The following is an 11,543-nucleotide window of genomic DNA, read 5'->3' as shown; positions in this document are numbered from 1 at the left end:
TGGCCTGTCAGAAACAGGCCATCTTGAAGAAGGGGGCGATGGCGACCCGGTAGTGGGTCAGCCATCGCCAGACAGGCTGGCGGTTAAAAGCCCAGGCTATCCAACAGGTCATCAACCTGGTCCTGGTTAGCCACAACGCCTGGCGCAGCAGAGTTTACCTGCGGGCCATTGAGCAGCGTGGTGCCAACCTGACGTTTCTCGGCGCTGACTTCTGGCATGTTTTCCAGCAACACCATCAACAACTGGCGCTCGATTTCCTGGATCACATCCATCATGCGCTTGATAACCTGACCGGTAAGGTCCTGGAAATCCTGCGCCATCATGATGTCGAGCAACTGCTTGTTAGTAAAAGAGGTGTGCTCAGGCACTTCCCCTAAATACTCACGCGTATCCGTCACCAGTTCGCGCGCGTCGGCAAGTTCAATTGGATTTTCAAACCACGCATCCCAGCGTCCTTTCAGCGCTACCGCTCCCGCTTCCATTTTATCCTGGTGCGGTTGCGCAGCTTCGACGCTGTTCAGCGCCCGGTCGGCCGCCTGGGCGGTCTTTTGTACTACATAGTCCAGACGGTCGCGGGCGTCAGGAATGGCTTCAGCAGCTTCTGCAATGGCCTGATCCAGCCCCAGCTCACGCAGGCTTTCACGCAGCATGCGGGTCAGTGAACCGATGCGGGAAATAATATCATGTGCCGCGGCTTGCTCAGCTGATTTCGGAAGGTCGCTCATCACATCTCCTTACATACCCAGTTTTTCAAAAATTTTGCCCAGCTTTTCTTCAAGCGTGGCGGCCGTAAACGGCTTAACTACGTAGCCGCTTGCACCCGCCTGAGCGGCAGCAATAATGTTTTCTTTCTTCGCTTCCGCCGTCACCATAAGTACCGGCAGACTCGCCATGGCAGCATCGGCACGAATGGTCTGCAGCAGTTGCAGGCCATCCATATTCGGCATGTTCCAGTCAGAGATCACGAAATCGAAACCACCTGCCTTGAGTTTGCCTAACGCATCAACGCCGTCTTCTGCTTCTTCTACGTTATTGAAGCCCAGCTCTTTCAGCAGGTTACGCACAATACGACGCATCGTATTGAAGTCGTCCACTACCAAAAAGCGCATGTTTTTATCAGCCATATCTACTCCTGTGTTATCTCGCCCGGCAGGACGGGCCTGTTATATACGCAATGCCTGTCCGGCGCTAATTTTCGCCAGCATATGCTGGCTGATGTTGCTTAAATCCACTACTTCGCTCACGCCACCGCTGGCTATCGCCTCGCGTGGCATGCCAAAAACGACACAACTTGCTTCATTTTGTGCGATGGTCCAGGCGCCGGCACGATGCATTTCCAGCATGCCTGCAGCCCCATCGTTACCCATACCGGTCAGGATGACGCCGACGGCATTACGCCCTGCGTTGATCGCAACCGATTTAAATAAGACATCGACGGAAGGTTTATGCCGGTTGACCGGCGGACCTTCATTCAGTTTCACCACGTAGTTGGCACCGCTACGGCCCAGTTCCATATGCATCGCGCCGGGCGCAATGTAGGCATGGCCTGGCAGAATACGCTCGCCGTCTTCCGCTTCCTTCACCGTGATCTGGCACAGCTTATTCAGCCGTTCAGCAAAGGAACGGGTAAAACCTGGCGGCATATGTTGTGTAATCAGCAGCGCCGGGCTGGTCGCGGGTAACGGTTGCAAAACGTGACGAATCGCTTCTGTGCCCCCGGTTGATGAACCAATGGCAATCAACTTTTCACTACTCAGCAACGGGCCGGCTTTCAACGTGAGCGGTGCAGGCATCACGTTACGCACATGCAGACGTGCCCGGGCAGCGGCGCGAATTTTGTCACCAATCATCTGGCTGTAGGCCAGCATACCTTCACGAATACCCAGCTGCGGCTTGGTGACGAAATCAATGGCGCCTAACTCCAGCGCACGCAACGTGATTTCTGAGCCCTGTCCGGTCAGTGATGACACCATGACGACGGGCATCGGCCGTAAACGCATCAGTTTTTCAAGAAAATCCAGGCCATCCATGCGCGGCATTTCCACATCCAGCGTTAACACCTGCGGATTAAACTGTTTAATTAAATCGCGTGCCACTAATGGATCGGGGGCAGTCGCCACCATTTCCATATCAGGATGACTGTTGATGATTTCGGTCATCAGTTGCCGCATCAGCGCAGAGTCATCTACGCACATCACGGTAATTTTGCTCATCATCTTTCCTTCGTCAGTCCATACACGGTTTGCCCACGCAGCCAAAACTCTTTACTAATCTGGCTGAAGTTCTCTGAGTGTCCGGCGAACAGGATGCCGCCAGGCTTAAGCAGAGGAACAAAACGACGTAGAATTTTTTCTTGTGTTTCTTTATCGAAATAGATCATTACGTTGCGGCAAAAAATCGCATCGAAAGGTCCGGGTAAGGCCCAGTCGTTTGCCAGCAAATTAAGTTGGCTGTAGTTCACCATGTTCGCCAGTTCGGAACGTACACGAACCATCCCAGCATGCGGACCCGTGCCACGTAAAAAGAAACGCTGTAACTGTGCAGGCGACAGCGTGCGCAGCTCTTCCTGGCGGTAAACGCCCGCCACGGCTTTCTCCAACACCTGGGTATCGATATCACTGGCGTGAACCTGGAATTTACCCGGTCCCGCGCCCAATGTTTCTGCCAGCGTAATCGCGATAGAGTAAGGTTCTTCGCCGGTTGAGGCAGCCGTACTCCAGACGCTAAAATTACCCTGACGTTTACGTGCATGTTCCGCCAGAATTGGAAAATGATGCGCCTCACGGAAAAAAGCCGTCAGGTTGGTGGTTAACGCATTAATAAACGCCTGCCACTCTGCACTGTTCTGATCATTCTCTAGCAGCGCCAGGTAGCGACCAAAGTCATCAATATTCAGCGTGCGCAGACGACGAACCAGACGGTTGTAAACCATCTCGCGCTTATGATCGGCCAGCACGATACCCGCACGCTGATAAATGAGCTGGCTGATACGGCGAAAATGGGTATCGGAGAGGGGCAGGCGCTGTACCATTTGTGACAGCAGCGTGGTCGCCTCCGGTTGATCTAATAACGTCGATTTCTTCATCTTTGCACCTGGCCTGAACTAAACCTGTTGAACATCTGCTGCTACGCCCAACCGCACATCAGCGGTTGGGCCATCCAGGCAATTAGAAGGTTTCCCAGTTCTCATCACCGCGTGGTGATGGCTGGCGAATACCTTCTGACGGACTTTCTAAACGTAAATTTTTTACCGCCGTAGTCTTGTTAACGGCCTGCGTGACAATTTCTTTACCAATATTGAAGACAGAAACCGCTTGTTTTAAGTTACTGGCCTGATCTTCCAGTGCAGCCGCGGCTGCAGCAGACTCTTCAACCAGTGAAGCATTCTGTTGTGTCACGCGATCCATCTCCGTCACCGCCTGGCCCACCTGGTCAATGCCACGGCTTTGCTCGTCGGATGCAGAGGCAATTTCACCCATGATGTCGGTAACGCGCGTCACCGCGCTGACGATTTCACTCATGGTGTCGCCCGCGCTTTCGACCAGGACTGAGCCGGTGTTAACCCGACCAACAGAATCTTCAATCAGCCCTTTAATCTCTTTGGCCGCCTGCGCACTGCGCTGGGCCAGGTTACGCACTTCACCCGCGACGACAGCAAAGCCACGGCCCTGTTCGCCTGCGCGCGCGGCTTCAACGGCGGCGTTAAGCGCCAGAATATTGGTCTGGAAAGCGATACCATCGATCACGCTGATAATGTCGGCAATTTTGCGCGAACTGCCGGCAATCTCTTTCATGGTTGTCACCACGCCATCCACGACTTTGCCGCCCTGCTGTGCGGTTTCAGAGGCGTTAAGCGCCAGCTTTGAAGCCTGACGGGCGTTTTCCGCATTTTGCTTCACGGTCGCGGTGAGCTGCTCCATGCTGGCCGCCGTTTGCTCCAGCGACGCCGCCTGCTGTTCCGTTCGGGACGAGAGATCGTTATTGCCAACAGCAATTTCGCTGGCACCGGTATAAATCGCATCAGCGCCGTCACGTACGGTGCCGACAGTTCGCACCAGCGCCTGTTGCATGTCTTGCAGGGAGGTCAGCAAATCGCCAATTTCGTTACGCACACTAATATGAATCGGCTGCGTCAGATCGCCGTTCGCGATATGTTGAATGTGTTCGATGCTTTGTTTAAGCGGGCGAATAAGCAGACTTCGCATCAGGTTCCATACCAGCACGATCACTAACAGCGTGACCGCCAGCGTACCGATCACCAGCATAATCATGCTCTGATAGGCGGCATCATTGGCATCCACACCCTGCTGGCTCAGCTTAAGGTTATAATTGAGCCAGTCATCGTAGTCTTTCTGGAATTTGTCCTGATAGCTCTGCGTCGGCTGATCAACAAATCCCTTAAAGTTACCGTTGCCCAGAAACACAATCAGTTCAGCGAGCCCGTCATGGAACTGCTTATAGTTCGCCTGCAGCGTCAGCACGTTAGCTGCGCTTTTGCCTTTCTCAGAAAGATTCGCGTTGAACAAGGCATAGCCTTGCTCGGCGCGCTTTAATTCGCTATCTGCCAGCGCCACTAATTCTTTTACCGTGGCACCTGAACCCGCCATTTGTCCGTCCTGTAAATAACGAATTCCGGCGCGGTTTAAGGTATTTCGCGCCTGAACCAGTGCCACCCAGGAGGTGCCCATGGCGCGTTGAAGAGTACTCAGACGTTGGTTATAGGCAAAGTTTTCTTTATCTTCCGTCACCGTCTTGTAAAACACACCACCTGAAAAAATTTGCAGTAATGCGAACAGTGCCAATACACATAGAAGACCGGAGACAACACGTACTCGACTAAACATAGAAACCTCATTCATTAGCAATTCGATTCTGTTTATCGGCCCGGACGTGCGGAACTTTACGGCCAGCGTGAAGAGAGGTTCACGCTGGCCGTAAAAAGTGTTGGAAAACTTATAAGCGGGAAATTTTAAATACGGCCACGGCCTGTGACAGTGAGCTGGCCTGTTGCTCCAGCGCAGCGGCGGCGGCGGCGGACTCTTCAACCAGTGAGGCGTTCTGTTGCGTCACGCGATCCATTTCCGTTACGGCCTGACCTACCTGGTCGATGCCGCGACTTTGTTCGTCAGAAGCAGACGCAATCTCGCCCATGATGTCGGTGACGCGCGTTACAGCGCCAACGATGTTATTCATGGTGCTGCCTGCGCTTTCAACCTGGAGCGAACCGCTGTCAACGCGCGCGACGGAGTCTTCGATCAAGCCTTTAATTTCTTTAGCGGCCTGGGCACTGCGCTGCGCCAGATTGCGCACTTCACCCGCCACGACGGCAAAGCCACGGCCCTGCTCACCTGCACGTGCCGCTTCGACGGCGGCGTTAAGCGCCAGAATGTTGGTCTGGAAAGCAATGCCATCGATCACGCTAATGATGTCAGCAATTTTCTTCGAACTGCCGGCAATCTCTTTCATGGTGGTTACAACACCGTCCACCACCTTGCCGCCCTGCAGCGCAGTTTCCGATGCCGTTTGCGCCAGCTGAGAAGCCTGGCGGGCATTATCCGCATTCTGTTTCACCGTCGCGGTTAACTGCTCCATGCTGGCAGCGGTTTGTTCAAGCGATGCTGCCTGCTCTTCCGTACGGGCAGAAAGATCGTTGTTTCCAGCGGCGATTTCGCTGGCACCGGTGAAAATGGCATCACATCCACTGCGCACCTCACCCACCGTGGAAACCAGAGAGCGTTGCATCTCATGAATGCCCTCTGCCAGCTGACTCATCTCATTGCGGCCTTCCACCAGAATGGGTTGCGTCAGGTCGCCAGAGGCGATGGTCCGAATATCCACCAGCAGACGTTGCAGAGGATGGATAAGAAGCTGGCGCAGCCCAAACCAACAGCCCATGATGACAACGATAACCAGTACGCCAACCATGCCAAGCAGCCACATCATCTGGGTAAAGGCCTGCTGGTTCTGCTCTGCCCCGTGCGCAGACAGTTCACTCTGCTTCATGCGCCATGTTGAATAGGTGGCCTGCATCGCCTGCTGTTTCTGCTCAATGTTTTGTTTAAACATGCCTTCCAGGTCTTTCGCTTTCAGGCTGGCGATCATGCCGCGCAGTCCGGTCAGGTAGGCGGCAAAATTGTGTTGCAGCTGATCGCGCAATTCGGTATCGGCCCCTGGCGTTTCAGGAATGGCGTTAAACTCCGTCAGGAACTGTTCACCTTTGTTAGCCTCGCTGATGGCTTTATCTGTCAGGCTCTCCAGCTGACCGCCATTCATCTGTGTCGCCAGGCTGGTTTGTAAGCGCAGCATGGCGCGGTTGAGCGTGGTACGTGACTGATTCAGCGCCATATAAGCATCGGTCATCGCCGCAACATTTCGGGTGGAAATTTGCGACAGGGCAAAGGCCTCTTTATCTTTGTGCAGCGCTGACCAGAACAGACTGCCCGATAGCAGCTGCATGGCACCGAAAAGCATCAGTACCGCAATAAGACTGGTCACCACTTTTATTCGTTTTAACATCGTTTTCCCCGAGCGTAATAAGTAAAGTGCAGGGGCTGTATCGGCGGGAATGTGAGATGTTTTAGTGATGATCGAGGAAAAAGCAGCGTTTAAGGCTTTTGTAATTATTGATATCAGTCAATTGTGTTATTTAGCGGGAACGATCACAGACAACGCGAGAAGAATTAACATATTGCGAACGCTGTTAACGCGTTTGAAGCAGGCGAGAATGCAGAAAGCTTTGGAGATCAACACGGGCCAGCGTTCACTGACCCGTGAAGGAAGATTAGGCAGTACGCAGGTTGTCTACCAGCGCCATCTCTTCGCTGCTCAGCAGCTTCTCGATGTCAACCAGAATCAACATGCGGTCGCCCAGTGCACCCAGACCGGTCAGGTACTCGGTGGACATTGTCACAGCAAACTCTGGTGAAGGACGGATCTGTTCCTGCGTTAAAGACAGGACATCAGAAACGCCATCAACCACGATACCGACTACGCGGTTTTCCAGATTAAGGACGATTACGACCGTATTCTCATTGTACTCAACATCGGCCTGTGCAAACTTCACACGCAAATCGATGATGGGCACGATAACGCCACGCAGGTTGGTCACGCCGCGAATAAAGTCAGGCGTGTTAGCAATGCGGGTTACCTGATCGTAGCCGCGAATTTCCTGAACCTTAAGAATATCGATGCCGTACTCTTCATCACCCAGCGTGAACACCAGGAATTCCTGACCAACGGTTTCGCCAGCAATTTTTGTCACGGTTGCCATTCCACTCATGTTATTTACCTTTTCGTTATCAATCAGGCGGCAGCGCCGGCCACACGTTTTTCACGGTTAAGTGATTGCAACGCCGAAACGTCAACAATCAACGCCACGCTGCCATCGCCGAGGATGGTGGCGGCTGAAATACCTGGTACTTTGCGATAGTTGCTTTCCAGGTTTTTAACGACAACCTGATGCTGACCGATTAACTGGTCTACCAGCAGCGCGTAACGCTTGCCCGCGCTTTGCAGAATCACCACGATGCCTTGCGTCGCTTCTGTTTTGGCCTCTTTCACATCAAAGACGTTCCACAGCTCAACCAGCGGCAGATATTCACCACGGACTTCCAGAACACACTCGCCACCCGCCAGCGGTTTTAACTCTTCTGCGCGAGGCTGTAATGATTCCATCACCGCGTTCAGCGGCAGAATGAAGACCTCATCGGCTACGCGCACTGACATACCGTCCAGAATGGCCAGCGTCAGCGGCAGCAGGATACGGATCGTGGTGCCTTTACCTTGTTTAGAGGCAATTTCAACGTGACCACCCATTTCCTGGATATTCCGTTTCACCACATCCATGCCCACACCACGACCAGACACATCGGTTACCTGTTCTGCGGTGGAGAAGCCAGGGGCGAAAATCAACATGCCAACTTCTTCGTCGCTCATGTTTTCGTGAACCGGCAAACCGGATGTGAGCGCTTTAGCAAGAATACGTTCACGGTTAAGGCCCGCACCATCATCTGACACTTCAATACAGATGTTGCCGCCCTGATGTTCTGCCGACAGCGTCAGGTTGCCCGTTGCCACTTTTCCTGCGGCAATACGCTTGTCCGGCGACTCAATACCGTGGTCAAGACTGTTACGCACCAGATGCGTTAACGGATCGATGATACGTTCGATCAGGCTCTTATCCAGTTCGGTAGAACTGCCGAGTAAGGTCAGCTCGACTTCTTTGCCCAGCTTGCTGGCCAAATCGCGAACCAGACGCGGGAAGCGGCTGAACACATATTCCATCGGCATCATACGAATCGACATCACCGACTCTTGCAGGTCGCGTGCATTACGCTCCAACTGCCCCATGCTGTTCAGCAGTTCGCCATGGGCCACCGGGTCCAGCTCACCTGAACGCTGCGCCAGCATAGACTGGGTAATCACCAGTTCGCCCACCAGGTTAATCAACTGATCGACCTTTTCTACGGCAACACGGATGCTGCTCGATTCGCTGGTCTTGGCCGGTGCGGCAACACGTTTGCTTTCGCGCTTGACGGCAGCAACCGGCAATTCGGTGACGGTGGCGGTCTGCACTTCTGCAACCTCAGGCTCAGCATCGCTTTCCGCCGCTGCAGCAGCGTCGGCGTCTGCGCTCGGGAAGCGAATCTGTGCTTCATCAATCACAAAGCAGAGTACGGCAACAATATCGTCTTTACCGACGCCAGTGATGTGGCACTCAAGAGACGTCGAGCCTTTCTTGACGTCGCTGAGCGTGCCGAGGTTACCCAGCTCTTCCAGCATCAGGTCGATGTCTTTTTCTTTCAGATCGACCAGCTGCAGGTGGACGCTGTCTGCGCCCGCTTTCGCTGATTCTGCCTGACTTACTGGCACATCAAGTGAAACCACAACCGGTGCTGCAACCGGAAGACCTTTAGCCTCTAACGCCAGTTGGCGTAATGCTTCACAGATATACTTGAAGCTTTCCGCGTTAGGCTCTTGCGCGGTTTTATAAGCATCTAGCTGTTCCTGCATAATGTCTTTAGTTTCCAAAAACAGATTGATGATGTCGGTGCTGAGCTGCATCTCGCCGCGACGAGCACCATCCAGAATGTTTTCCAGGATATGGGTTGTTTCCTGTAAAACCGTAAAACCAAAGGTTCCGGCTCCGCCTTTAATGGAATGGGCGGCGCGGAAGATGGCGTTAAGCTGCTCAGAATCTGGCTCCTGGGGATCGAGTCCCAACAGGTGTTGCTCCATATCCGCTAACAGCTCATCGGCTTCATCAAAAAACGTCTGGTAAAAATCGCTGATGTCCATGCTCACGGGAATCACCTCTGCTGTGAGGGGGCTGCTGTAGTCACCGCACCCGCCGATGACGCTGGCGGCGCGGAGGTTATTTTACCCGCACCAGCCGATGACGCTGGCGGTGCAGAGGTTACTGTTATCACCGCACTCGTCGACGAAGCTGACGGTGCAGGAGATACTGTGGTTACCGCACCAGTCGAAGACGCTGGTTGTGCGGATGTTGCTGTTTTCACCGCACCCGTCGAAGACGCTGGCTGCGTGGAAGTTCCTGTTTTCACCGCACCCGTCGAAGACGCTGGCTGCGTGGAAGTTCCTGTTTTCACCGCACCGCTCGATGATGATGGCGGCGTGGATGTGGCTGATTTAGCCGCACCCGCGGATGTGGCAGCGGATGAAGGTGCAGACGTTACGTTGTCTACCGCATTCCCTATTGAAGCTGAGGGTGCGGTCACCTTTTCAATGGCTGCCGGATCGCTGACCTGAACGGCGTCACTTTCAGCGTTCTCTTTTTCAATCGCTGCTTCGGTATCATGGTTCAAGACCAGCAGACTAATACGGCGGTTTACGGCATCATCACCACCGCGGTTTTTCAGTTTCATCGTGTCAGCCATGCCGACAACACGAAGAATTTTTCCGCCATCCAGGCCACCAATCACCAGCTCACGACGGGAAGCATTGGCACGGTCAGCCGACAGCTCCCAGTTACTGTAGCCTTTATCGCCCCTGGCATACTGAATGTCATCCGTGTGCCCCGCGATACTGATTCGGTTGGGGATATCATTCAAAACCGGTGCAATCGCACGCAGAATATCGCGCATATAAGGTTCAACTTCAGCACTGCCGGTTTTGAACATTGGGCGATTCTGACTATCGATAATCTGAATACGCAGCCCTTCTTCCACCATATTGATGATCAAATGCGGACGCAGTGCTTTCAGGCGTGGGTCGGCTTCAATCAGCTGGTCGAGCTTTTCACGCAACCGGTTGAGGCGAATCTCATCCAGCTTGCGTTTCTGCGCATCCATATCCACAACCTTTTTAACTTCGCCATCCTTCTTGGTCGCATCGTCACCGCCGCCGGGGATAGGACTGCTGCTATCGCTGCTTCGCTGTCCACCCGTCAGCGCCACTTTTAATGGCGTCTGAAAATATTCCGCTATCTGGATCAACTGCTGTGGACTGGCGATCGACAGCAGCCACATCACCATAAAAAATGCCATCATCGCCGTCATAAAGTCGGCATAGGCAATTTTCCATGAGCCATGTCCTCCTTCATGTTTTTTATGTTTGCGCTTTCTAATCAGCACAATTGGGCGATTGCCATGTTTCATGAGGTCTGATCCGAAGTCTGTTTAGCCGGGTTCTTCGCGTTGCGAACGTGCTCTTCCAGTTCGCTGAACGAAGGACGTTCGGCTGAGTAAAGCGTTTTACGACCAAACTCGACGGCGATTTGCGGTGCGTAGCCATTCAGGCTGGACAGCAATGTCACTTTGACGCACTGCATCATTTTGGTCGTTTCAGCACATTTCTGACGTAATACTGACGCCAGAGGCGAAATAAAACCGTATGCCAGCAAAATCCCGAGGAAGGTTCCCACCATCGCATGTGCAACCAGCGCGCCTAACTCTGCGGCTGGTCGGTCGGCGGATGCCAGGGCATGTACCACACCCATCACCGCTGCGACGATACCGAAGGCTGGCAGGCCATCGCCCACTGCTGCGATACTTTGCGCAGGCACTTCACACTCGTGTTCGTAGGTTTCAATCTCTTCATCCATCAATGCTTCAATCTCAAACGCATTCATGTTGCCGCTGACCATCAGGCGTAAATAATCAGTGATGAAATCTACTAACTGTTTATCGGCTAAGATGCGGGGATAATTAGCAAAAATTTCGCTCTGCGCAGGATCTTCAATATCGCGCTCCAGCGATAACATGCCTTGCTGGCGAGATTTCGCCATTAGCCTGTAAAGCAGGGCCATTAAATCCATGTACACCGCTTTATTGTATTTGGACCCGCGAAACAGCATCGGCAGGGCTTTCAGCGTCTTTTTAATCGCCTTACCGTTGTTACCCACCAGAAAAGCACCCAGACCTGCACCGGCGATCATCAACAGTTCAGCAGGCTGGTACAGCGCACCAAGATGGCCGCCTACTAAAGCGTATCCGCCCAACACGGAACCTAATACAACGATGTAACCTATAATTATCAGCACAAAAAATCCTTACGTCCGTAACGTGTTGGTCGACGTTAAGCCA

The 11,543-nt window shown here is 53.3% G+C and carries 10 protein-coding genes; all 10 read right to left on the bottom strand.

All coding sequences use genetic code 11. The features are described 5' to 3' along the window. Positions 1-83 precede the first annotated feature (83 nt). Positions 84-725: a protein phosphatase CheZ gene (cheZ, locus tag QNH99_RS09845; protein WP_109716489.1), complete on the bottom strand. Its 642-nt coding sequence runs from the start codon at positions 723-725 to the stop codon at positions 84-86. 9 nt (positions 726-734) lie between these two features. After that, positions 735-1,124 (bottom strand): chemotaxis response regulator CheY, encoded by a 390-nt coding sequence (gene cheY / locus QNH99_RS09840; RefSeq protein ID WP_013026101.1) that lies wholly within the window; start codon positions 1,122-1,124, stop codon positions 735-737. Between the two features lie 39 nt (positions 1,125-1,163). Then, the gene (locus QNH99_RS09835) at positions 1,164-2,213 is read right to left on the bottom strand and encodes a protein-glutamate methylesterase/protein-glutamine glutaminase (protein ID WP_063879919.1); all 1,050 of its coding nucleotides are present in this window, start codon (positions 2,211-2,213) and stop codon (positions 1,164-1,166) included. Further along, entirely contained in the window at positions 2,213-3,085 is an 873-nt protein-coding gene (cheR, locus tag QNH99_RS09830; protein WP_096011142.1) for a protein-glutamate O-methyltransferase CheR, read from the bottom strand. The genes QNH99_RS09835 and cheR overlap by 1 nt, the downstream gene beginning before the upstream one ends. 82 nt (positions 3,086-3,167) lie before the next feature. Then, the gene (locus QNH99_RS09825) at positions 3,168-4,844 is read right to left on the bottom strand and encodes a methyl-accepting chemotaxis protein (protein WP_109716535.1); all 1,677 of its coding nucleotides are present in this window, start codon (positions 4,842-4,844) and stop codon (positions 3,168-3,170) included. A 109-nt stretch (positions 4,845-4,953) separates the two neighbouring features. Beyond that, positions 4,954-6,516, bottom strand: a complete 1,563-nt coding sequence (locus QNH99_RS09820; RefSeq protein ID WP_063879921.1) for a methyl-accepting chemotaxis protein — start codon at positions 6,514-6,516, stop codon at positions 4,954-4,956. Between the two features lie 265 nt (positions 6,517-6,781). Further along, a complete protein-coding gene (gene cheW / locus QNH99_RS09815; protein WP_013026106.1) occupies positions 6,782-7,279 on the bottom strand; it encodes a chemotaxis protein CheW in 498 nt (165 codons plus the stop codon). A 23-nt stretch (positions 7,280-7,302) separates the two neighbouring features. Then, positions 7,303-9,297: a chemotaxis protein CheA gene (gene cheA, locus QNH99_RS09810; protein ID WP_172823927.1), complete on the bottom strand. Its 1,995-nt coding sequence runs from the start codon at positions 9,295-9,297 to the stop codon at positions 7,303-7,305. Positions 9,298-9,308: 11 nt separating this feature from the next. Then, positions 9,309-10,616: a flagellar motor protein MotB gene (gene motB / locus QNH99_RS09805; protein ID WP_410517620.1), complete on the bottom strand. Its 1,308-nt coding sequence runs from the start codon at positions 10,614-10,616 to the stop codon at positions 9,309-9,311. Then, complete coding sequence (gene motA, locus QNH99_RS09800; RefSeq protein WP_410517619.1) at positions 10,613-11,500, bottom strand: flagellar motor stator protein MotA; 888 nt, start codon at positions 11,498-11,500, stop codon at positions 10,613-10,615. The genes motB and motA overlap by 4 nt, the downstream gene beginning before the upstream one ends. Positions 11,501-11,543: the final 43 nt, after the last annotated feature.

Source organism: Pantoea allii (assembly GCF_046529425.1).
Classification (GTDB): domain Bacteria; phylum Pseudomonadota; class Gammaproteobacteria; order Enterobacterales; family Enterobacteriaceae; genus Pantoea; species Pantoea allii.
This window is presented reverse-complemented; position numbering and strand designations above follow the sequence as displayed.

What these genes read in the sequence shown, in the direction of transcription:
- motB (WP_410517620.1), bottom strand. Translation starts at nt 10,616, where the DNA reads ATGAAACATGGCAATCGCCCAATTGTGCTGATTAGAAAGCGCAAACAT.
- cheW (WP_013026106.1), bottom strand. Translation starts at nt 7,279, where the DNA reads ATGAGTGGAATGGCAACCGTGACAAAAATTGCTGGCGAAACCGTTGGT.
- cheA (WP_172823927.1), bottom strand. Translation starts at nt 9,297, where the DNA reads ATGGACATCAGCGATTTTTACCAGACGTTTTTTGATGAAGCCGATGAG.
- QNH99_RS09835 (WP_063879919.1), bottom strand. Translation starts at nt 2,213, where the DNA reads ATGAGCAAAATTACCGTGATGTGCGTAGATGACTCTGCGCTGATGCGG.
- QNH99_RS09820 (WP_063879921.1), bottom strand. Translation starts at nt 6,516, where the DNA reads ATGTTAAAACGAATAAAAGTGGTGACCAGTCTTATTGCGGTACTGATG.
- cheR (WP_096011142.1), bottom strand. Translation starts at nt 3,085, where the DNA reads ATGAAGAAATCGACGTTATTAGATCAACCGGAGGCGACCACGCTGCTG.
- cheY (WP_013026101.1), bottom strand. Translation starts at nt 1,124, where the DNA reads ATGGCTGATAAAAACATGCGCTTTTTGGTAGTGGACGACTTCAATACG.
- QNH99_RS09825 (WP_109716535.1), bottom strand. Translation starts at nt 4,844, where the DNA reads ATGTTTAGTCGAGTACGTGTTGTCTCCGGTCTTCTATGTGTATTGGCA.
- cheZ (WP_109716489.1), bottom strand. Translation starts at nt 725, where the DNA reads ATGAGCGACCTTCCGAAATCAGCTGAGCAAGCCGCGGCACATGATATT.